Below are 21,584 nucleotides of genomic sequence, written 5' to 3'. Positions count from 1 at the left end.
TTTCCGGATGCGCCCTCAGGGTGTCAGCCCGGACGCTCTCCGATGCGGAGCGAGGAGGGGCGGAGCGTCCGGGTGACGGGTGCCCCTGCGTAGGCGCGGAGGAAATATGCGGCGCCCCGCCCCTCCCAGCCTGAGAGGAACGAGGACGAACGCCGTCCCTCCAGTAACGCAATGTACTTAAACGAGAAACGCTCCGTCCGTATCCCTCAAGATACAGACGGAGCGTTCTATTTAATGTGCGGTTGGCGTGTATACAGCCTACTCAGTAACGCCGAGGTTGCTCAGCAGGAACGCGTAATCCCACGCAATCTCACGCCAACGCGTATACCGGCCGGAACCGCCACCGTGACCACCCGACATGTCAATCTTCAGCAGAGGCACCGGCGACGACGGGTCAATCTGCTCACGCAGCGCCGCAACCCACTTCGCAGGCTCCACGTAGAGCACGCGGGTGTCGTGCAGGCTCGTCACCGCAGCAATCGCCGGGTAGCGGACCGGGCGGATGTTCTCGTACGGGGTGTACGACTTCATGTAGGCATACACTTCCGGGTCCTCAATCGGGTTGCCCCACTCTTCCCACTCCATCGCCGACAGCGGCAGCTCCGGGTCGAGGATGGTGGTCAGCGCATCCACGAACGGTACGGCAGCCAGGCAGGCGGCATACTTCTCGGGGGCGAGGTTCAGCACAGCACCCATGAGCAGGCCGCCGGCGCTACCACCGTAGCAGCCGATATGCGCCTCATCAGCCCACGGCTTAGCCGCAATGTAGCTGGTGACGTCCACGAAGTCGGTGAAGGTGTTCTTCTTCGCGAGCTTCTTGCCGTTCTGGTACCAGGAGCGGCCCATCTCGCCGCCGCCGCGAATATGCGCGATGACGTAGATGACGCCGCGGTCCAGGATCGACAGCATCGGGATGGAGAACATCGGGTCCATGGATGACTCGTAGGAGCCGTAACCGTACTGGATGACCGGGTGCGGCTTGCTCATGTCCAGGTCGGCGCGGTGAATCACCGAGATCGGGATGAGCGTGCCGTCCGCCGCTGGCGCCCAGTCGCGGTAGGCGCGGTAGTCCTCGCGGTTGTAGCCGCCGAGTACCGGGGTTTCACGGCGCAGCAGCAGGGTCTGCGACATGGGGAAGTAGTCGTAGACGCGGCGCGGCGTCAGGAACGAGGTGTAGGCGATGCGCAGCACGGGGGAGTAGTTTTCCGCACGCAGCACGGAGGCGGTGTACAGTTCCTCGTCGAAACCGGCAGGTTCCATGAAGGTCACGCCGGCGGGTCGGCGGCGGCGCCACTGGATGGGCAACTGCTCACGCGGTGCGAGGAAGATGCGGGTGGTGGTGTCCGCGCGGGCGGTGACGACCAGGTGCGTTGCGGTGAAGGTGAAGCCCTCCAGGCGCACGTGTTCGCTGTGGCGGATGACCGGCACCCAACGCTGCGCGTACTCTTCGAGGCTTTCACCTTCGCGCGGCATGTCTGCGAGGACCAGCTCGGAGTTCAGTGCATTGTAGTCGTGCTGAATCAGCAGGTGCTGTTCGCCGGCAATGTTGAGCGGCTCGGCGTAGTATTCGATGCCCGCGCTCTTGGGGATGAGCAGGGTCGGCTCACCCTTGGGTTCGCGGGTGGGGATGAGGCGCACTTCCGTGTATTCGGAGTTGGAGCTGGTAATGACCACGGAGGAACGGTCGGAGCTCATGGCGGCGCCGAGCCACATGGTGTTGTCCGGTTCCTCGTAGATCAGGTGGTCTTCGGTGTCCTGTCCGACGTCGTGCACGTAGACACGCCAGGGGCGCCACGACTCGTCGGGGACGAGGTAGATGAGCTGTTCGGCGTGGTTGATGAAGAAGGATCCCGCCGCAATGTTGGGGATGGTGTCTTCGAGGAAGGCGCCGGTTTCCATGTTGAGGAAGCGCTGCTCGTAGCGTTCGTCGCCCTTTTCGTCCACGGAGATGCTCAGCAGTTTGCCGTTACGTGCGGGCTGGAAGCTGCCGAGGGAGAAGAACTCCATGTCCTTGGCGTATTCGTTGCAGTCGAGGATGATGACTTCACCCTCGAGTACTTCGCCGGGGGTGACGGTCGGCGGGGTGTAGCGCACCACCTCGTCGCCTTCGTGCAGGGCGGGGTAGCGGTAGAAGACGGGGTACTGGCCGCCGGGTACCATGCGGCTGTAGTACCACCAGTCACCGATACGGTTCGGGACGGTCAGATCTGACAGCAGGGTGCGGTCCTTGATTTCGTTGAAGATGGATTCGCGGAGGGGCTGCTGGTCTGCGGTGACAGCTTCGGTGTATTCGGCTTCTGCCTTGAGGTAGTTGAGGACCTCTTCGCTTTCCTTGTCGCGGAGCCATTCGTAGGGGTCGATGAAGACGTCGCCGTGGTGTTCGCGGCGGTGCTCGACCTTCTTCGGTACGGGCGGGGTGAGGTTCTGTTCAGCCATGCTGCCACCTCTTTCATTGGGTTATGGGTTTGTGAATGGTGTGTGCCGTCTGCGCCCGCCTCTTCTACCGCCGAGGGGACGGGGTGCGGGGGACTGTGGGCACGCCTAGTTCTAGTGTATCGAAGAGTGAGGGAGGCTACTATATTGCCGCCTGCGCAGGGGTACCCGGTTCAGCCTGTGGAAGCCTCACCGGAGCCTCGCCGGGACGTGTGCGTTCAGCGGCTAGTTGGCGCGCCCCTTAAGGGACATGAGGGTGCGGCGACCCGCCTTATTCGCCTTCGTGAAGGCGCGGTTGCTCTGCCGGTATTCGCGCTCCTGAGACCGCAGACGTAGGCGCGCGGATTCGGCAATCATCCTGCGGTAGCGTTCGAAGCGCTCGGGGTCGAGGGCACCGTCAGCGAGAGCCTGTTGCACCGCGCATCCGGGTTCGGAGCTGTGGGAGCAGTCGCTGTACCGGCAGGAGGAGGCGTAGCTGGAGACGTCGTCGAAGGTTTCGTCAATGGCGGCGCTGTCGCTCGTGGCGGCGAGGGCTCGCACGCCCGGGGTGTCGATCAGTACCGTGCCGAGTGAGGGCTCTGCATCGGAGCCTTCTGCGCCGGATTCTCCAGCACCGAAGTATCCAGCACCGGGCAGAACAATCATCTGGCGGCTGGTGGTGGTGTGGCGCCCCTTGCCGTCGGCTCCGCGAACCGCGGAAGTAGCCTGAACCTGGTATTCTGCGGCATCTTCGCGGGGGTCAATTCCGGGGTTGAGCAGGGCGTTGACGAGGGTAGATTTTCCGGCACCGCTGCGGCCCAGGAACGCGGCGGTACGCCCGGCGACAAGCTCCGCAACCGGGGCGGGGTCGTAGCCGTTGTCCGTGCAGACGGTGAGCACCGCATCCACGCCGCTACCCAGGGATTCCTGATACCCGGCGAGTTGTTCCGCCGTCACCAAATCACCCTTGGTGAGAATCAGCGCGACCTGCACCCCGGAAGCGTGCGCCAGAGTGGTGTAGCGTTCGATTCGCCCGATGGACGGCTCGGGGAAGCACGGCTCAACGATGCAGAGCATATCCACGTTGGCGGCGACAGGCTGATCCGAGGATTCGCGGGTGGCGCTGGGGCGGGTGAGGTAGCTTCGGCGGGGCAGAATCGCGAGGGGCTTATGCTCCGCGGGCTGGCTATCGCTACCGGTCCCGGGGATGGGCTGAGCCAGCACCCAGTCGCCCACGACGGGGTACTCTTCTTCGCCGTAGTCATTTTCGACCGGACGCAAGGGAGCGGAGAGCTTCACGAGCTCGCCCCGCTCACAAGTCAGCAGTTCGCAGCGGGTGCGGTGCACGGCGCTGACGCGGGCGAGAGTGAAATCCTCGAGGGTACCGTCGAGGGTGAACGCGGCGCGGATTGCCGCACCCTGCCAGGATGGGTCGAAGCCGAGGGTCTCTAGCGTGTACGCGGCGGGAGTGATGGTCACAGGAGGTTCTTTCTTGGTTGTGGCGCCCGGTTGAATATGACACCTGGATAATGCGCCGGGTAGTGGGCACTTAAAAGGTTCGTTCTTTTTGGGTTTCATACCCTATAGCAGCGAGGCGCGGGCACCGGCACGGATGCGGCGGGCCGCAAGATACGTCAGCCCCAACCCGATAGCGGCGTAGAGCACCCCCAGGGCTGTGTCTGCAGCCAAGAGCGCGAAGAGATCCGGCGCGGTGCTGCCCGCAATACCGCCAGAGGTATCTAACGCCTGCACCAGCCGGGACCCCGGAACCCACGAACACAGCCACGCAAGCCACGCGGGGTAGGTGCTCACCGGCACAATCACGCCCGCGCTGACCGGCAGAATAATCGCCAGAAAATTGGACCCCGTATACGGATCCGACAGGTATAGTCCCAGGCCGGCGGCAAAAATGCCCAGGCAGACCCCGCCCAGAACCGCAACCGGCATCAACGCAAGAGCGCCCAGCAGAAGCCCCGAAACCGCTCCGGTAGAGGGCACAGTGAGGGATAGCAACCACACGATGCCCACATTGCTCAGACCCGTCACGGACGCCAACAGGGCCGGCACCGCCGCCGCGCCCAGCCAATAGCCCGCATCCACGGGGCGTGCCGTGCATACGTACTCGAAGACACCAATCCAACGGTCAGTGGCGACGCGCGCGACAATACCGGCGGCCACCGAGCTGAGGGTGGCAATCAGGGCGGTTGCGCAGCCGATGCGTACCGTATCGTTTGCGGCGAGGTCGGCGCCCAGAAGCACCGTGAAAAGCACGTTGAGGCCCGGCACGAGCACCAGGGTAGTGATAGCCGTTCCGAGGGTCGCAAAGGTAATGGACGACGACCAGCCAATAGAGGCGGTAGACAGAGCCCGACGCACCGTGCCAGACAGTGATACAGCGCCAGGCAGGGCAACAGAAGAGAGAGCACGCACGCTACATCGCCCCCAGGGTGCCGTGATGACGGGCGGAGGCGAGAGCCTTGCGAGCGAAAAGGAAGGCACACAACGCCCAGATGAAGCTCACGAATAGGGTCTGCGCCACGGGCAGGAACGCATCCGCCGGGGTAGTGATAGCGGTACGCCCAAGTAGCAGGTGCACCGGCGCTTGCAGGGGGATGAGCACACCCGCAGCGTTCAGCCAGTCGGGCGCCTCAACGGTCGTGAAGAGAACCCCGGAGAGAATAAACACCGGCACAAGCAGAAGCTCCTCGTAGGCGATAGCGTTCGGCGTCGCCACGAAGAACACCGCAATCATGAACGTGACCGACAGGCACGCAAGCCACAGCAGAGGAACGCCCAGAACGTAGCGGGGCCAGAGGGCGGAAAAGTCAGTGACCTGCGGATTGAGTGTCACAAGAGCCCAGATGAGCCACGACAGGGGTAGGGCCGCCAGACCCACAATGGAGGCGCTCGAAACTATAGCCGCCAGCACCCGCACCGGAGAAATCGACCCCGAACACAGGTACACGAGAGTCCCGCGGAAACGCTCAAAATTAATGATGCCCGCAGACACAATACAGACCGACCACATGCCCACAATACCGGCGCGAGTCCACGCCAGGGTCGGGTCAACGGAGTGGCCCTCGGAGCTCTGCGCCGCCGCGTGCACTGCAAGAGCCTGAATAATAACCGACCCGAGCACCGTACTGATGAGCAGCTGAATGAAGTAGGGGACCGTCAGAAACTGCCGCAGGCTAAAGCCCATAAGTCGCAACTGGCGGGCGCACTCCTGGCTCAAATCGTACCCTTGGGTCTGCTGCCGGGGGTCTTTCACACCTTCACTACCGTGCGCGCTGTGTGCGTTCATCGCTTGAGCCCCTCCGCCATTGCCAGGTATGCCTCTTCCAGAGTCGCCGGTCGCGTGTACGGCTCGGTCCGCGCCCCGATGCGTGCGGCGGCAAGCCCCTCCGCCAGGATGCGGTGCGCCGCGCCCGCCTCGAAGGTGGCGCGCTCGCCGTGCCAGTAGAGAGTGAGTTCCCAGCCGGAACCGCGCGGGGCAAAAAGTACCGCCGCCTGATTGCTGAGGAATCCGCGCAGCGTATCAAGACCCTCGGTCGCGTTGGCGCCAACCTGAACCACGGTCGTGGCGGCAATACCGGCGTGTGCGGCAACATCCTCGAGGCTACCGCTCACAGCAACGGAGCCGGCACCCAAAACGGTGATGGTGTGCGCCAGATCCTCAATTTCGCCCAGCAGGTGGCTCGTCAGCAGAATGGCGGCACCGTCTTCTGCGAGGGAACGGATCAGGGCACGCACGGTCATAGCGATATCGGGGTCGAGCCCGTTCGTTGGCTCATCCAGCAGGAGCAGAGCGGGGGAGCCGAGCGTAGCGCGGGCAATGTGTAGGCGCTGCTTCATGCCGCGGGAGAACTCCTGAACGGGCCGCGTGGCGGCGTCGGTGAGTTCCACGCGGGCTAGAGCATGCTCCACCTCGTACCGTCGAGCCCGCCCGCAGACCCCCGCAATATCTGCGAAGAACAGTAGATTATCGCGTGCGCTGGCGCGCGGGTAGAAGCCGTTATCCCCGCCCAAAGCGAGACCCACGTGACGGCGCGCCCGCTGCGGGTGGGCGATAGCGTCAATACCGTTCACGGTGAGGCTACCGCCGGTGGGGGAGAGTAGAGTCGAGCACATCTGCACGGTCGTCGTTTTACCCGCACCATTGGGACCGAGAAGGGCGTGGATCTCGCCGGAGCTGATGCGAAGGGACACGCGGTCGACGGCGGTGAAGGCGCGTTCGCCCGTGCCAAAGATGCGGCTAAGCTGCGCCGCATCGAGAACGAGAGACATGATGGACAACCTTTGAGGTCGGTTTTCCGGCTTCTGCGCCGGAAGGGTAGGCGAGGGGTAGGCGACGTGTGTGAAGCCCCGCACGAGTGTATGCGTAGTCCCAGTGTACCGAAAAGCACGATTAAAAGTGATGAGGGTTACTATACGGGCGGTTTTGGGTGGGTACCTTCGCACCCCGACTGCCCCGGCTTCGTTACTAACGTTTTGTTACAGACGTTAAAAAACGTCATCTTTGCAATGAAATGTCTTAAAGTGCCGCGCACCCACAAAATCCTTGACCCCGCCCCGCGCCCTATGACACCCTGAATACAGGTCAAGAGCGCCAGCGATAAGCCCCAGCTAGCTGGCCGGCAACCCTCCTCCGCGGTGGGGTGCCCTGGGTGAAGACCAGGCGACACGCAAAAGCGTGACGCAAGCGCGGGACCGATGTGACCGAATCCGGTACATCAATCGTGACAGGATTATTCGACGACGATTCCTGTACCGCTCGGCATGCGGCCCCCTAAGAATCCCCATTAGGAGCCACGCATGAGCAACAACACTACCGTCCCGACTCCCGCCAACCCCGCCGGTTGGAAGTTCGAAACCCGCCAGATTCACGCGGGACAGGCACCGGATGCCGCAACGGGAGCTCGGGCACTACCCATCTACCAGACCACTTCCTTCGTCTTTGACAGCGCCGAGCAGGCAGCGAACCGCTTCGCCCTCGCCGAGCTGGGCCCCATCTACACCCGCATGACCAACCCCACTCAGGAAGTCATCGAAAACCGCATCGCCTCCCTCGAAGGCGGCGTAGGCGCGCTGCTGCTGGCATCCGGCCAGGCGGCCATCACCTACGCAATCCTGAACATTGCCGGTGCAGGCGACCACATTGTTGCCTCCCCCTCCGTGTACGGCGGCACCTACAACCTGCTCAAGTACACCCTCGCCGACCTCGGCATCGAAACCACCTTCGTTGAGGACCCCGATAACCTGGACGAGTGGCGCGCCGCGGTTCGCCCCAACACCAAGCTGTTCTACGGCGAGTCCGTGCCCAACCCCCGCAACGACGTGCTCGACATTGAGCCCATCGCAGCAATCGCGCACGAAAACGGTGTACCCCTGATTGTGGACAACACCGTACCCACCCCCTACCTGCTGCGCCCCATTGAACACGGCGCGGATGTGGTCGTCCACTCCGCCACCAAGTACCTGGGTGGCCACGGCACCTCCATCGGCGGCGTGATTGTTGACTCCGGTAACTTCGACTACGGTGCAGACCCCGAGAAGTTCCCCAAGTTCAACCAGCCCGCCCCCGGCTACCACGGCCTGGTCTACGCACGCGACCTGGGCAAGGACTCCGCATTCGGCGCGAACCTCTCCTACATCCTGAAGGCGCGCGTCTCCCTGCTGCGTGACACCGGCGCCGCTATCTCCCCGACCAACGCCTTCAACATCGGCATCGGTCTGGAAACCCTCTCCCTGCGCATCGAACGCCACATTGAGAACGCCACCAAGGTTGCCCACTGGCTCGAAGCAAACCCGCAGGTCGAGAAGGTCATCTGGGCTGGCGTGGAATCCTCCCCCTGGTACGAGCGCGCACAGAAGTACCTGCCCAAGGGCCCCGGTGCGGTGCTCGGCTTCACCCTCAAGGATGCAACCCTGGGGCAGACCCGCAACTTCGTGGACGCACTGAAGCTGCACTCCAACGTGGCGAACATCGGTGATGTGCGCTCGCTCGTGATTCACCCCGCCTCCACCACCCACGCTCAGCTTTCCACTGAGGAGCTGGAGAAGATTGGTGTGTACCCGAACTTCGTCCGCCTGGCAGTCGGTATTGAGAACATTGACGATATTCTCGCCGACCTGCAGCTGGGCTTCGACACCCTCTCCTAAACGGTGATGCAACCCGCAGGTGGACCGGTAAGCTACGGCTTCTCGGTCCACCTGCGGATTCCCCGTTATGGAGCATTTTGTCACTGCGCGGCGCGGAGCCGCCCAACCCGTTGCTCCTTCTACCTGCAGACGAGTACCCCGCTCACACCTACCCCGCTCACACCCGGCACCACCTCGCCGGCCAACCCAGTGAAGGGAACCCCCCCATGACCACCCAGAGCACTAGCCAGTCCGGCACTAGCCAGTCTGGTACCGCCCAGCCCGGCACTATCAACCAGCCTGTCACCGCGCCCATCCCCGTGGCGGGCACTCAGCGCGAACATCCGGAAGCGCAAGGCTACCTGCGTCAGCTGAACATCGGCGACCTGGAGCTCGAATCCGGCGTGACCCTGCCGCAGGTCATCATCGGCTACGAAACCTGGGGCACCCTCAACGAGGCTGGCGATAACGCCATCCTGATCCTGCACGCGCTCACCGGTGACACGCATGTTTCCCGCGGCGTACCCACCCCCGATATGCCCGCCCCGCTGATTCGCGCTATCGAATCCGACGGCTGGTGGGAAGGCATCGTGGGCCCCGGCTCGGTCGTGGACACCAACCGCTACTTCGTGATTGCACCCAATATTCTGGGCGGCTGCTACGGCTCCACCGGACCGGCAAGCATCATTCCCGAAGGCTACCCGGGCGCCGGTGAACACTGGGGCTCCCGCTTCCCGCAGGTGAGCATCCGCGACTCTGTGCGCGCTGAGGCGCGCCTGGCGCGTGCCCTGGGGGTGACCAGCTTCCGCTACGTGATTGGTGGTTCCCTCGGTGGCGCTCGCGCCCTGGAGTGGGCGGCAACTAACCCTGAGCTGGTGCGCGGATGTGCGGTGATTGCCTCCGGTCCTTCGGCTACTGCGGAGCAGATTTCGTGGGCTCACACCCAGAACATTGCGATTCGTTCGGATGCGAACTTCGCCGGCGGCGACTACTATTCCGGTCCCGCGCCGGTAAACGGTCTTGCCCTGGCGCGCCGTATCGCGCACACCACCTACCGCAGCCCCGCCGAGCTGGAGCACCGCTTCGGCCGCGAAGAGAACCGTGGCGAAAGCACCGTGGGCGGCTCGCTGGGTGAGCCGCGTGGCCGCTACGCCATCGAAAGCTACCTGGACCACCACGGCGCCAAGCTGGTTGAGCGTTTTGACGCGAACAGCTACCTTGCCGTGAACGAGGCACTGATTTCGCACGACGTGGCACGTGGCCGCGGTACCCTGGCGCAGGCGCTGGCGCACACCGATTGCGAGTGGACGATTGCGGCGGTGAACACGGACCGTCTGTTCTTCCCGCATGAGTCGCACCGCCTGGCGGAGGCGCTGCCCACCCCGGTGCCCGTGGACATTATCGAGTCGAATCACGGCCATGATGGCTTCTTGATTGAGGCGAAGCAGGTGGAGAAGATTCTGGCGCGTGCCCTCGGCGTTGAAGATGAATCCGCAGCCCCGAGTGAGGCGCAGCGTGAGCGTGAGGCGCTGGACTCGATGACTCGCCTGTACGCTACGGCGGCCCGCTAGAATCGCGAGCATCCACGGGATGTTCATCCACGGGGCGTTGATTGTGCCCTCTGGATGCTGTTTACGCCACCTAAGTGCCGGTAATTTTCGGGCGGGCAGATAGTGTCTTCACAGGTTCTTCCGTCCACCGAGAATTAACCTTCACCCTCAGGGTTATGCAATAGAATGCCGGGCATTCATATGATGCGAACGCCCGGCATTCTATTGCACCCGCCTGACGGGTATTGTTCCAAGCCGGGGAATATTTTCCGGGTTTTTAGATGCTTTTGAAACCGCCGCGAGATACCGCGGAAGTACCCTCCTGTTGCACTGGAAGGTAATGGTTCTCGGTTTGCTTTAGACCTGCTCTAACCCCATAGCATTGAAGTTGTGGTAAGTATTCAAGAGGTAGCGGAGCAGTTGGGGGTGAGCACCCACGCCCTGCGGTATTACGAAAAAGAGGGGCTCATTGCTGTGCCCCGCGATGCTCACGGAACCCGTATTTTTGATGCGGAGTCTATCTCCGCTGCACGGTTTATTGCTACCTGCCGTCAGGCCGGCATGAGTCTTGCCGACATTCGTACAATCTTGGACAATCCGGATGATCATGCTCTCTCCATCGACGTGATGGAGCGAGCCCGCCGAAAGATTGAGAATGAGATTGCGGGGTTGCAACAGAACCTTGAGCACCTGGATCGCCGTATTCAGGAGCACCGCCGTCACCTCGACGGCACCCGCTAGGTAGCCATCTAGTTTTCATGCAGATACAGCATGTAACGCCCGGTATTCCCCTTATCACGGGGAATACCGGGCGTTTTTTCGTGCTCAGCTTTCACACTCAGCTACTCACCCCTAGCTACTGGGTATTTTCAGCCCGAAGGTTTAACCTCGGGTAGCTTACCCCCAGTTAGCTTCCTGCGGGTCAACACCGTGTGCACGAGCATTCTCGTAGATGACATCTCGCAACCACTCCGCGAGCCCGGTCGCGAGCTTCTCGTAGTACGCTTTGAAGCGGGCATCCTCAACGTAACCGCGGGCTAGAATAGCGTGCTTAGCGGGGGTGACCTCAAAGAAGAACAGGGAGGCGCGGTGCCGCTCGGCGAGCGCGTTCGCCTCCTCACTGCCCGGCTGCACGCCGCGGTTGAATGCCTCGACGAGGGCCTGTTCTACCTCGTCAATCTGCTGTTTGCCGTTCTGCCAGTCGGCACGGTCCATTGAGGCAGTGCGGCGCTGGTATTCAGCCCAGTCGTCAGTTTTCACGTAACGCTCCTGCGCTTCCTGCTGGTGGGCGAGGCTGAACCCTTCACCCATAATCTCTGCTTTTTCGGCAGCGCTGAGCTGCTCATTCTTAGGTGCCATGGTGTCCTCCAAAAGGTGTTCGATGGTTTCAAGCATGCGCCCGTACGCGGCGATTTTGCGTTGAAGCATATCCCGCTGAGCGAGCAGATGCTCGGTGCTGTTCGCTTCGTCCTGCAGTATTTTGTGAATGGCATCAAGGCTCATGCCGGTGGCGCGGTATCCCATGATGACGGTGATTCGTTCAAGGTCTGTATCGGTGTAGTACCGGTACCCGTTGAACTCATCATGTGCCGGGTTGAGTAAGCCCCGCTGCTCCCAATGGTGAAGCGTGCGCACTGTTAGCCCGTGCAATGATGCCGCTTCTCCTACGGTGTATTCGTGTTGCCCGTCAGGCGGTGTTATGTTCGCGTCCATGGTTTCACTCTAAAACCTCACGTTAGGTGAGGGTCAAGCTAGCGGCGGAACCTGCGGTGCAGGTTTGTGGAGGAGTCCTCGCTAAGATGGGTGCATGAGCGAAAACAAATACGTCGTCGAATACACCCGCCCCGAGAACGAACGCGCAGGCACCCACCTGGTGCTCATGCTGCACGGCTACGGCTCCCAGGAACACGATCTGCTGTCTCTGGCGGCGCACCTTCCGCAGGAGGGCTTCACCTACGCCTCCATGCGTGCACCGCAGCCGGTCGGTACCCAGTTCTCTGCGGACTCGACCGGCGCCTACATTGCTGCGGACGCTATCGGCTACCAGTGGTACCCGCTAAACCAGCAGCTCGAATCCGATCAGCGCGCCATCGAGCAGGCCAGCGACTACGTGCTGGAGTGGGTACGCGCGAACCGCACCCCGTACGCCTCGGTGACCCTGCTGGGCTTCTCGCAGGGCATGGGTATCGCAACCTCGATGGTGCGTCACGCTCCCGGCGAGTTCGCCGCCGTGGTGGGTCTGTCCGGCTACGCGGTGGACTCAGATTCGCCGTACTTCAAGGATGAGGAGCTGAAGAAGACCGAACTGCCGGTGTTCTTCGGCCGCGACCAGGAAGACCCCGTCATCCCGCAGGAGATGGTGAACTACACCTACGACTGGATCCGCAAGTACACCGACGGCATTAAGGTGCTGTACGCCGGTGCGGGTCACGGCGTGAGCGCCATGGAGATTCGCCATGTGGGCGAGTTCCTGGAGGTGAAGGTGCAGGGTAAGGAGCCGCGTATTCGTGCGCAGAAGGTTGCGGAGGCGACCGGCACCGCGGAAGGCTCTGACGCCTAAAACGACATGTGGAAAGCCCCCGGGTCTGATGACTCGGGGGCTTTACTGTAGTTCTGCTTCCGCGTGGGATGCACGGTTCCGCTTGGAAAGGCGGTTATCGTCCTCGTTCCTACAGGGGAACCCGCCCTCGCTTCGCTTCGGGCACCCTGATGTCACTTTCGGACGATACCGCCTTTCCGCGCTGGAGTTAGCAGGCCTGTCCGTAGAGCTGTGCGGGCGCGGCCGCGTTTTCCGGATGCGCCCTCAGGGTGTCAGCCCGGACGCTCTCCGATGCGGAGCGAGGAGGAAGCGGAGCGTCCGGGTGACGGGTGCCCCTGCGTAGGCGCGGAGGAAATATGCGGCGCGCCCCGCCTCCGGTAGGGGGTAGGGAAAGGAACGAGGACGAGCATCGCCCCTCGCCTTGACCTAACACCCTATCTAAACGGAATAAAAGGTCTGGCTAGTCCTCGTGCGCAACCTTCACGGTCACGCCGTTAAAGCTGACGGTGTCGCCGGGGTGCAGCTGCTTGCCGCGTGCTTCTTCAATGTCGCCGTTGACCTTTACCAGGCCGTGCTGAATGACCTCGCGTGCCTGCGCGCCGTCCTCTACGAGGTTGGCGAGCTTGAGGAACTGACCGAGGCGGATCATGTCGTCGCGAATAAAAATTTCTTCCATGCTCTCTAGTTTATCCCGCCGGGTGCATCCTGGCGTCCGGTAAAAATGGGGGAGTGGTGGGTCGGGTAGGCATACCCAGGGGTGGGGTGGTGATGGTACCCTAGTGTCTTGCATCAAAAAGTGTGCATATTGCGCCGATGAGCGCGAATACGGGCGCCCCGTTCTGGGTCGCGTCCCTTATGAACCCGAACTCACGCACGTCACAGCCGGTGGCGGGGCAGAAGGAGTAACTATGGCTGAAAAGTCCACCCTCGATAACGTTATTGCGCTCGCGAAGCGCCGCGGCTTTGTTTTCCAGGCCGGTGAAATTTACGGCGGTTCCCGCTCCGCATGGGACTACGGCCCCCTCGGTGCAGAGCTGAAGGAAAACATCCGTCAGCAGTGGTGGCAGCGTTTCGTCCGCTCCCGTGCGGACATGGTTGGCCTGGACTCCTCTGTTATTCTGCCTCGTGCGGTGTGGGAGGCATCCGGTCACGTGGCGACCTTCACCGACCCGCTGGTTGAGTGCCTGTCGTGCCACAAGCGTCTGCGTCAGGATCACCTGCTGGAGAACTTTGAGGCGAAGAAGGGCCGCGCGGCTGAGGGTATGGAGGAGATTGCTTGCCCGAACTGTGGTACTCGTGGTGAGTGGACTGAGCCGCAGAACTTCTCCGGTCTGATGAAGACTTACCTGGGCCCGGTTGATAATGAGGAGGGTCTACACTTCCTGCGCCCCGAGACCGCTCAGGGTATTTTCGTGAACTTCAACAATGTGGTCACTGCTTCTCGTAAGCGCCCGCCGTTCGGTATTGGCCAGATTGGTAAGTCGTTCCGTAACGAGATCACTCCCGGTAACTTCATTTTCCGTACTCGTGAGTTCGAGCAGATGGAAATTGAGTACTTCGTGCACCCGGATGACGCTGATAAGTACTTCAACGAGTGGGTTGAGGACTGCTGGAACTGGTTCGTTGACCTGGGTATTAACCCGGATAACATGCGCCGCTTCGACGTTCCTCAGGAGGAGCGTGCACACTACTCGGCTGGCACTATTGACGTTGAGTACCGCTTCGGCTTCCAGGGTTCCGAGTGGGGTGAGCTGATGGGCGTTGCGAACCGTACCGATTACGACCTGGGCGTGCACAATGAGCACTCTAACGCGAAGCTTGAGTACTTCGACCAGGCTACAGGTGAGCGTTACGTGCCGTACGTGATTGAGCCGTCCTTTGGTCTGACCCGCTCCATGATGGCGTTCCTTGTTGACGCATACGTCGAGGATGAGGCACCGAACACTAAGGGTGGCGTGGATAAGCGCGTCGTGCTGAAGCTCGACCCGCGCCTGGCACCGGTGAAGGCTGCTGTTCTGCCGCTGTCCAAGAAGGCTGAACTGTCTGAGCCCGCAACCAAGCTGGCGAACGAGCTGCGTGGCCTGTGGAACGTGGATTACGACGAGGCGGGCGCTATTGGTCGCCGTTACCGCCGCCAGGATGAGATCGGTACTCCGTTCTGCATCACCGTGGACTTTGACACTCTTGAGGATCAGGCTGTGACCATCCGCGAGCGCGACACCATGAACCAGGAGCGTGTGGCTCTGGATCAGGTGAAGTCTTACCTGGCTGCACGCCTGGCAGGCTAAAAATAATTTATAACATGGTCGGCGGGTAGCCTCTTAGAGCGAAAGAGGCTACCCGCCGTCGTGTATTTAGGCTACCCTGGTTAGACTGATTGGCACGATTGATGCGAGCAAAGGAAAGGTGCACGGATATGGCTGAACGCCTCAGCGAAAAATTTGAGATTCGCCCTTGGCAGGAGGGTGATGACCTTGCCCTGCTTGAGATTTGGAACTCTGCCCGCAATGAGGTTGAGGAGCGCCAGCGTGGCCTTTTCGGCCCGGATACGGATGCGCCGTTTAGCCGCACCCTGGTGGTGACTGTTTCTGGTGTGCCGGTGGCTGCGGGTACTGTGGTGGCTTCGCTGCTGCATCCGACGCGTCTATGGTCCTACATTGAGGTGGCAGCTGATCACCGCCGTCAGGGTATTGGTACTGCCCTGTTGAATGCGCTACGTGAGATTGCGGCGGCGCACGGTCAGACCACTGCTCTGCGCGTGAAGCTGTCGCCGTTTAGTGACGGTGAGGAGTTTGCGCAGGCTGCTGGTATGAAGCTGATTCAGCGTTCCCGTATGGTACGTGTGGAGCCGGGTGCGATTCCTCCGGTGTCTTTGCGTGAGGACGCTGACGGTAACGAGACTCAGGCGATTGAGGATTTGGCGACCGGTTCGGTTGAGCTGACAGCCGCGCTGTGGGATTTCTACCGCCGCGCCCACGAGTGGGATGTTCCTGCTGAGGTGGGTTTGGGCACCGTGAACCGCTACTTCCTCTCGGATGAGGTGCGTGCTTTTGGCGCCGTGGTGCTTCGTGACCATATTCGTGAGGCGGCTGCAGAGGGTAAGAAGGGCCCGATTGTGGCGTTTGCGGTGAGCTACCACCCCTTTGAGACGGACCCGGAGGCGGCGCTGGTGAATGAGAACACCGCCACCGAACTGCTGCTGGGTTACGACTTCGATAATGAGGGTGCCGTGGAGGCGATTATGCAGGTGCTGTCCCTGCTGAGCGCTAAGTACCCGGTGCTGGTTGAGGTTGACGACGCCATGGAGGCGCTGGTTCAGGTGACCGACGTGCTGCTGCGTGCCGGTACTGCTTCGGTGGAGGGTGACCCGACCTATATTTACGTGACCGAGTAGGTTCGAGAGTAGATTCTCGAGTAGGTTCGTAGGTTGCCAAGTAGATTCTCGGTACTGAACCTGCTGGCTGACTCTTGCTGAAGGGGCGGGGGAGTGGAATGCTCCTCCGCCCCTCTCGCGTACCTGCGCCTCCTCACGGTTGCTGAGCTTGCACAGTGCTCCTGTACCCCCTCAGCTGAGTCCGGTTCTCGATTTGCCCCCGTATGCCACAATATAGGGGTGAATTCTGAAGCACCCCGTCTTACCCTTCCGCCCCTGAAACTGGGCAATCTGACCGTTGATACTCCCGTGGTTCTCGCCCCGATGGCTGGCGTGACCAATAAGGCTTTCCGCCGCCTCTGCAGTGAATATGGCGGCGGCCTGTACGTTACCGAAATGGTGACTGCGCGCGCCCTGGTGGAGCGTAAGCCCGAGTCCATGCGCATTATTGAGCATGACCCGGACGAGAAGATCCGCTCCATCCAGATTTACGGTGTGGACGCGGTCAACGTCGGTAAGGCTGTGCGCATGGTCGTTGAAGAGGACCGTGCCGACCACATTGACTTGAACTTTGGCTGCCCGGCTCCTAAGGTGACTCGCCGCGGTGGCGGTGCCGCCCTGCCCTGGAAGACTGACCTGTTCACTGCGATTGTGCAGACCGCGGTGAAGGAGGCGTCCCGCAACGATATTCCGCTGACTATTAAGATGCGTAAGGGCATCGACGATGACCACATTACGTTCTTGGAATCCGCCAAGATCGCGCGTGATGCCGGTGTTGCGGCGATTGCCCTGCACGGTCGTACTGCGGCTCAGCATTATTCGGGTAAGGCTGACTGGGATTCTATTGCGCAGCTGCGTGAGCTGATTCCGGACGTGCCGATCCTGGGTAATGGCGATATTTTCTCTGCCGAGGATGCGGTGCGCATGGTTGAGCAGACCGGCGTGGATGGCGTGGTGATTGGTCGTGGCTGCCAGGGTCGCCCGTGGCTATTTGGTGACCTGCAGAATGCGTTTGAGGGTTCGTCGGAGCGTATCCGCCCGACCCTGACTGAGGTGTCGGACATGATTTACCGCCACGCAGAACTGCTGGTGGAAACCTTCGGCGATGAGACCCGAGGCCTGCGCGAGATCCGCAAGCACGTGGCGTGGTACTTCAAGGGCTACCCGGTTGGTGGCGAGCTGCGCGCGAAGATGGCTCAGGTGCCCGACCTGGCGACGTTCCGTGAACTGATTGCTCAGCTGGACCACTCGATTGGTTACCCGGGTGCCGCTGTGGAGGGTTCGCGCGGTCGCGCCGGCAGCCCCAAGCAGCCGCACCTGCCCGATGGCTGGCTAGATTCGCGTATCCTGGGGGACGCTGAGCGTCTGGGCCTGGCGGAGGCTGAGCTGGATATTTCCGGCGGCTAAACACCTGTACTTGTGTGCCGCGGCGTGCTGTTTGCGCGTCGCGGCGCATCCTTTTTGTGAGCCTGTTCGTGCGTTATTTCCCGCGCCTATAACGCCTGCAGAGGCTACCTGTTGACCCTCACCGTAGAATTGAGTTTATGGCTGGATTAATCCGCAAAGAAGACATTGACGAAGTCCGCGCCCGTACCGATATCCGCGAAATCATTGAAGGCTATGTGAGCCTCAAAAGCGCCGGTATAGGCACCTTCAAGGGGCTGTGCCCGTTCCACGACGAGCGCACGCCCTCCTTCAATGTGCGCCCGCAGGTCGGCTCGTACCACTGCTTTGGCTGCGGTGAATCCGGTGACGTGTACTCCTTCGTCATGGCGATGGAACACACCAGCTTCGTTGAGACGGTGGAGCGTCTAGCCGCCCGTATTGGTTACACCCTGCACTATGAGGGCGGTAAGCCCGGTGACCGCTACGAGGCGGGTATGCGCCGCCGCCTGCTTGACGCGCACAAGATTGCCGCCGAGTTCTTTGAACGTAACCTCTATAGCGCTGATGCTCAGGAGGCGCAGCGCTTCCTCGGCGCCCGCGGTTTCGACCCCGCCGCTACCCGCAAGTTCGGTGTCGGCTACGCCCCGCGCGGCTGGGACCACCTGCTCAAGCACCTTCGCTCCCAGGGCTTCACGGACGAGGAGCTGAAGGCGACCGGCATGTTCTCGGAGGGCAACCGAGGCCTGTACGACCGCTTCCGCGGCCGCATCATCTGGCCGATTCGCACCATCGCCGGTGAAACCATCGGTTTCGGTGCCCGCCGCCTCTTCGACGACGACCAAGGCCCCAAATACCTGAACACCCCCGAGACGCAGCTGTACAAGAAATCCCAGGTGCTTTACGGCATTGACCTGGCAAAACGCGATATGACCAAGACCAAGCAGGTCGTCATCGTGGAAGGCTACACGGACGTCATGGCGGCACACCTCGCCGGCATCACCACCGCCGTTGCCACCTGCGGCACCGCGTTCGGTCCCGGCCACATCAAGATGGTGCGCCGCATGATTACCGATGACGGCTCCGGCGGCGAAATCATCTTCACTTTCGACGGTGACGCCGCAGGCCAGAAAGCCGCCATGGCTGCATTCCAGGAGGACCAGCGCTTCGTCGCGCAGACCTTCGTGGCGGTTGCCGAGAACGGCATGGACCCCTGCGACCTGCGCCTGCACAAGGGTGACGCCGCCGTGCGCTCGCTGATTGCTTCGCGCCGCCCGCTGTTCGAGTTCGCGATTGATTCGACCCTCGCCAAGTACGATTTGGCGACCCTTGAGGGCCGTGTGCTGGCGATGCGCGCTATCGCCCCGATTATTGCCGGCATTAAGGACCGCGACTTGCGCCCCGCCTACATGCGTAAGGTATCCGGTCAGCTCGGTCTGGAGCTTGACGAGATTCAGCGTGCCGTGGCATATGCGCAGAACCACCCGAAGCTTTCTCGCTCCCAGCAGGCGGAGGCTCCCGCAGCCGCGCCGCGTTACGAGCGTCTGAACGAGGGGCCGCAGGGAGTGCCGGGCACGCCGGGCACGCCGAGCTATGCGGGCGCGCCGGGCTATACGGGTGCTCAGGGTTACGCGGGTGGCCAGGGGACAGTTCATGCTGACGCGCCCTACGACCCCGCCTACGACGCACCGCCCCCGGAAGACCACGCCGCACCCAGCGCCTACGCCGGGCAGAACGCTGCCGCGCACCCGCCGAGCAGCATTCAGACCACCGCACCCCAGCCGGAGGCGACCGTCCCCGCCGTCGAGGAATTCCTCACCCCCGACCCGCGCGACCCGGTTGCCCGCCTCGAAAAGGCGGCGCTCGAGATTGCCCTGCAGCACCCCGAGCTCATCAGCGTGGAACAGTGGCGCAACCTCGCCACCGTGCAGTTCCGCTACCGCACCCACCGCGAGGTGGCCGCCGGCATTATTCACGCGGCAACCGTCATGGCGCCCACCCCCGGCATCGAATGGATCAATTGCGTGCGCTCCGGCGCTGTGGATGGCGTGCACCCCGCCATCGCGGAGCTCGCCGTCTCACCGCTACCGGTCAGCAGCGCCGAGCGCCTGCCCGGTTTTGTGACTGGCGCGCTCAATGCTCTGTTTGAACAGCAGATCGCCCGCCAAAAATCCGACCTGATGATGCGCCTGGAACAGCTCAGCGCCAACCCCGACGACGAAGAGTTCGAAGCCGTACAGCGTCAGCTCCTCGAACTGGAAATGCGCCGCCGCCAGCTCACAGCCCAGCGCGGCTAAGTACGGTTCCTTGTGAATACCCCGGCTGCCTGCAGAACCTCTACGTTCCACAGGTAGCCGGGGAATACCGCGGGGTAGAAGCTTCCCTCACCACCCAAACCAGCCACACAACCCAAAAGTGATGCACTTCACGGCATTTCAAGTTGCGGAGCCCAAACAGCCCCGGTATAGTTATTACTCGTTGCAAGGGAAACCAGCAACTAAAACACAATAATCCCCCGTAGCTCAATTGGCAGAGCATTCGACTGTTAATCGAAGGGTTACTGGTTCGAGTCCAGTCGGGGGAGCAAATATAGCAAGAGCCCCGGAACGAAGTTCCGGGGCTCTTGCTATATACGTTCCTCTGGCTCGAACCAGTAACCCCTCGGGCTTACGCCCTCGGCGAGGCAAAGATTTTTGGTTCCTCGCGCGCTCGGAAAATCTTCGCCTCGCTAGGCGAGTCCAGTCGGAACGTTCCCTCTAAGTCGTGAACCAGTAACCACTCCGCCCTACGCAGGCGCTGGGGCGCTCCCTCCAGGCCCTCGGGCTTGCGCCCTCGGCGGGGTAACGGTTTTTACTTCCTCTCGCGCTCGGAAAAACCGTTACCCCGCTGTGTCGAGTCCAGTCGGAACGTTCTCTCCAAGTCGTGAATGAGTAACTCCTCGGGCTTACGCCCCCGGCGAGGCAAAGATACTTCATCCTGCAAAAATGTACCCTGCAAAAATGTGAAGTCTAACGCACAGAGAAGTTCCTTACCCACATCAACCACACGCCCACTCGGCGCGTAGCGGGGGAGCGGCGCATCGGCATCCTCTTACGCCTACTCCAGAGCAAATCCACAGGCGCAACCAAACCCAGAAAGCTACGCCTGCAGCTCAATGTAGCCTCCAGAAAGTCGAAAATACCTGAAGAGATAGCGCAAACCCCCACCCAAACGGTCACGCGGAGGTATCATAAGGGGCTAAACTATAGGAGGTGGAGTGCGAAAAAGAAGCCTCCAAAAACACGTCACGGAGAGGTGGTCATGACCACTACTACTAATCCCAAGGCACCCAAGCGTTTCTTTGCTGGCATCAGCGGGATTAAGTCCGGCGTCGCGAACATCATCGACGCTGGCAAAACCTTCAAGACCCTCGGACCCAGCCAGGTCAAGGACGAAATCCAGATTGCAAAGCACGAGCTGAAGACCAAGGGTATCGCCGTTGGTAAGGGCGCAGCCTTCTTCGGCGTCGCAGCAGTCTTCGGTCTGTTCCTGATCATTGCGCTGGTCGCCGCAGCAATCCTCGGCCTCGGCACCGTCATGCCCTACTGGGCATCCGCGCTGGTCTTCGCCCTCATCTTCCTCATCGTCCTGGCAATTTGCGCCCTGGTCGGTCTGAAGAAGGTCAAGGCACAGCTGCCGTTCAAGCCCGAATCCGCAATCTTCGGTCTGCTCTTCGACCTCGGCGTACTCAAGGAAGGTACCGCCATGTCCGCTGAGCGCCTGAAGAAGGAACAGGCAGAGCGTGCAGAGCAGAAGGCTAAGGAAGCTGAAGAAGCAGCAGAACGCGCACGTCAGGAAGCTGAAGAGCGCAAGGCACGCGGTGAGGAAGAGCCCAAGCCGCCGACCTTCGAAGAGCTCAAGCAGCGCACCGCAGAACGCCGCCAGCACCTGGCAGCCCTGCGCGACGACCTGCAGTCCTACACCGGCGACGTTCAGAACAACACCCAGCAGGCTCTGGATGCTCTCAAGGCAGTGCCCTCCGAGGTTGCCGCAGGTGCAGCAGCTACCGGCCGCGGCCTGGCAGAGAACGTGCGCAAGCCCGAGGTTCTGCAGGCACGCTGGAAGTCCTTCGCAGCACTGGGCGCATCCATTGCAACCGTCCTGCACTTCCTGAACCGCCTGGTACGCCGCTAAACCCGGTACACCA

Annotated in this window: 16 protein-coding genes, 1 tRNA gene, 1 pseudogene and 1 riboswitch; of the genes and pseudogenes, 10 read left to right on the top strand and 8 right to left on the bottom strand. The window is 61.7% G+C overall.

The features are described from left to right. Positions 1-258 precede the first annotated feature (258 nt). The 5 genes from RM6536_RS01690 to RM6536_RS01670 all read right to left on the bottom strand — a co-directional run bounded on the left by RM6536_RS01690 (position 259) and on the right by RM6536_RS01670 (position 6,699). On the bottom strand, positions 259-2,436 hold the full coding sequence (locus RM6536_RS01690; protein WP_060823775.1) for a S9 family peptidase: 2,178 nt from the start codon (positions 2,434-2,436) through the stop codon (positions 259-261). A 222-nt stretch (positions 2,437-2,658) separates the two neighbouring features. Next, positions 2,659-3,891 (bottom strand): GTPase RsgA, encoded by a 1,233-nt coding sequence (rsgA, locus tag RM6536_RS01685; RefSeq protein ID WP_060823774.1) that lies wholly within the window; start codon positions 3,889-3,891, stop codon positions 2,659-2,661. 102 nt (positions 3,892-3,993) lie between these two features. Then, positions 3,994-4,842: a hypothetical protein gene (locus tag RM6536_RS01680; RefSeq protein WP_060823773.1), complete on the bottom strand. Its 849-nt coding sequence runs from the start codon at positions 4,840-4,842 to the stop codon at positions 3,994-3,996. A 1-nt stretch (position 4,843) separates the two neighbouring features. After that, positions 4,844-5,716, bottom strand: a complete 873-nt coding sequence (locus RM6536_RS01675; RefSeq protein WP_060823772.1) for an ABC transporter permease — start codon at positions 5,714-5,716, stop codon at positions 4,844-4,846. After that, entirely contained in the window at positions 5,713-6,699 is a 987-nt protein-coding gene (locus tag RM6536_RS01670; protein WP_060823771.1) for an ABC transporter ATP-binding protein, read from the bottom strand. Before RM6536_RS01670 ends, RM6536_RS01675 begins: the two co-directional genes overlap by 4 nt. A gap of 311 nt (positions 6,700-7,010) precedes the next feature. Further along, positions 7,011-7,123: riboswitch (SAM riboswitch) on the top strand. A gap of 104 nt (positions 7,124-7,227) precedes the next feature. Between RM6536_RS01670 and RM6536_RS01665 the strand changes: the two genes are divergently transcribed. The 3 genes from RM6536_RS01665 (at position 7,228) to RM6536_RS01655 (ending at position 10,844) form a co-directional block, all read left to right on the top strand. Then, positions 7,228-8,574 carry a bifunctional o-acetylhomoserine/o-acetylserine sulfhydrylase gene (locus tag RM6536_RS01665; RefSeq protein WP_060823770.1) on the top strand — a complete coding sequence of 449 codons (1,347 nt, stop codon included), beginning with the start codon at positions 7,228-7,230 and terminating at the stop codon, positions 8,572-8,574. Between the two features lie 206 nt (positions 8,575-8,780). After that, positions 8,781-10,124 (top strand): homoserine O-acetyltransferase MetX, encoded by a 1,344-nt coding sequence (metX, locus tag RM6536_RS01660; RefSeq protein WP_171840168.1) that lies wholly within the window; start codon positions 8,781-8,783, stop codon positions 10,122-10,124. 369 nt (positions 10,125-10,493) lie between these two features. Then, positions 10,494-10,844 (top strand): MerR family transcriptional regulator, encoded by a 351-nt coding sequence (locus RM6536_RS01655; RefSeq protein WP_049327987.1) that lies wholly within the window; start codon positions 10,494-10,496, stop codon positions 10,842-10,844. 156 nt (positions 10,845-11,000) lie between these two features. On the opposite strand, the gene RM6536_RS09135 is transcribed toward RM6536_RS01655, so the two are convergent. Then, on the bottom strand, positions 11,001-11,462 hold the full coding sequence (locus RM6536_RS09135; protein ID WP_231918011.1) for a TipAS antibiotic-recognition domain-containing protein: 462 nt from the start codon (positions 11,460-11,462) through the stop codon (positions 11,001-11,003). Positions 11,463-11,534: 72 nt separating this feature from the next. Further along, positions 11,535-11,816 (bottom strand): annotated as a pseudogene (locus tag RM6536_RS09130) (MerR family transcriptional regulator); the annotation flags it as partial. Positions 11,817-11,910: 94 nt separating this feature from the next. On the opposite strand from RM6536_RS09130, the gene RM6536_RS01645 reads away from it, so the two are divergent. Beyond that, positions 11,911-12,663: an alpha/beta hydrolase gene (locus RM6536_RS01645; RefSeq protein ID WP_060823768.1), complete on the top strand. Its 753-nt coding sequence runs from the start codon at positions 11,911-11,913 to the stop codon at positions 12,661-12,663. A gap of 439 nt (positions 12,664-13,102) precedes the next feature. Here RM6536_RS01645 and RM6536_RS01640 read toward each other — a convergent pair whose 3' ends face one another. Further along, the gene (locus tag RM6536_RS01640; protein ID WP_060823767.1) at positions 13,103-13,318 is read right to left on the bottom strand and encodes an RNA-binding S4 domain-containing protein; all 216 of its coding nucleotides are present in this window, start codon (positions 13,316-13,318) and stop codon (positions 13,103-13,105) included. 232 nt (positions 13,319-13,550) lie between these two features. Here RM6536_RS01640 and RM6536_RS01635 point away from each other — a divergent pair, with 232 nt between their 5' ends. The 6 genes from RM6536_RS01635 to RM6536_RS01610 all read left to right on the top strand — a co-directional run bounded on the left by RM6536_RS01635 (position 13,551) and on the right by RM6536_RS01610 (position 21,571). Further along, positions 13,551-14,930 carry a glycine--tRNA ligase gene (locus RM6536_RS01635; protein WP_060823766.1) on the top strand — a complete coding sequence of 460 codons (1,380 nt, stop codon included), beginning with the start codon at positions 13,551-13,553 and terminating at the stop codon, positions 14,928-14,930. A 128-nt stretch (positions 14,931-15,058) separates the two neighbouring features. Beyond that, positions 15,059-16,036: a GNAT family N-acetyltransferase gene (locus tag RM6536_RS01630; RefSeq protein ID WP_081094638.1), complete on the top strand. Its 978-nt coding sequence runs from the start codon at positions 15,059-15,061 to the stop codon at positions 16,034-16,036. Positions 16,037-16,255: 219 nt separating this feature from the next. Next, positions 16,256-17,422, top strand: a complete 1,167-nt coding sequence (gene dusB / locus RM6536_RS01625; protein ID WP_049355088.1) for a tRNA dihydrouridine synthase DusB — start codon at positions 16,256-16,258, stop codon at positions 17,420-17,422. Positions 17,423-17,559: 137 nt separating this feature from the next. Continuing rightward, positions 17,560-19,695, top strand: a complete 2,136-nt coding sequence (gene dnaG / locus RM6536_RS01620) for a DNA primase (RefSeq protein WP_060823764.1) — start codon at positions 17,560-17,562, stop codon at positions 19,693-19,695. A 214-nt stretch (positions 19,696-19,909) separates the two neighbouring features. Next, positions 19,910-19,982: transfer RNA gene (locus tag RM6536_RS01615), tRNA-Asn, on the top strand. 716 nt (positions 19,983-20,698) lie between these two features. Then, on the top strand, positions 20,699-21,571 hold the full coding sequence (locus RM6536_RS01610; RefSeq protein WP_005508823.1) for a phage holin family protein: 873 nt from the start codon (positions 20,699-20,701) through the stop codon (positions 21,569-21,571). The last annotated feature ends 13 nt before the right edge of the window (positions 21,572-21,584 follow it).

Source organism: Rothia mucilaginosa, from assembly GCF_001548235.1.
GTDB classification, from domain to species: Bacteria; Actinomycetota; Actinomycetes; order Actinomycetales; family Micrococcaceae; genus Rothia; species Rothia mucilaginosa_B.
The sequence above is the reverse complement of the archived record's forward strand: the minus strand, read 5'-3'. Positions and strand labels throughout refer to the sequence as shown.

Bases quoted from the DNA above. Each gene is read 5' to 3' on its own strand.
- RM6536_RS01690 (WP_060823775.1), bottom strand. From the start codon at position 2,436: ATGGCTGAACAGAACCTCACCCCGCCCGTACCGAAGAAGGTCGAGCAC.
- RM6536_RS01675 (WP_060823772.1), bottom strand. From the start codon at position 5,716: ATGAACGCACACAGCGCGCACGGTAGTGAAGGTGTGAAAGACCCCCGG.
- RM6536_RS01670 (WP_060823771.1), bottom strand. From the start codon at position 6,699: ATGTCTCTCGTTCTCGATGCGGCGCAGCTTAGCCGCATCTTTGGCACG.
- RM6536_RS01665 (WP_060823770.1), top strand. From the start codon at position 7,228: ATGAGCAACAACACTACCGTCCCGACTCCCGCCAACCCCGCCGGTTGG.
- metX (WP_171840168.1), top strand. From the start codon at position 8,781: ATGACCACCCAGAGCACTAGCCAGTCCGGCACTAGCCAGTCTGGTACC.
- RM6536_RS09135 (WP_231918011.1), bottom strand. From the start codon at position 11,462: ATGGCACCTAAGAATGAGCAGCTCAGCGCTGCCGAAAAAGCAGAGATT.
- RM6536_RS01645 (WP_060823768.1), top strand. From the start codon at position 11,911: ATGAGCGAAAACAAATACGTCGTCGAATACACCCGCCCCGAGAACGAA.
- RM6536_RS01640 (WP_060823767.1), bottom strand. From the start codon at position 13,318: ATGGAAGAAATTTTTATTCGCGACGACATGATCCGCCTCGGTCAGTTC.
- RM6536_RS01635 (WP_060823766.1), top strand. From the start codon at position 13,551: ATGGCTGAAAAGTCCACCCTCGATAACGTTATTGCGCTCGCGAAGCGC.
- RM6536_RS01630 (WP_081094638.1), top strand. From the start codon at position 15,059: ATGGCTGAACGCCTCAGCGAAAAATTTGAGATTCGCCCTTGGCAGGAG.
- dnaG (WP_060823764.1), top strand. From the start codon at position 17,560: ATGGCTGGATTAATCCGCAAAGAAGACATTGACGAAGTCCGCGCCCGT.
- RM6536_RS01610 (WP_005508823.1), top strand. From the start codon at position 20,699: ATGACCACTACTACTAATCCCAAGGCACCCAAGCGTTTCTTTGCTGGC.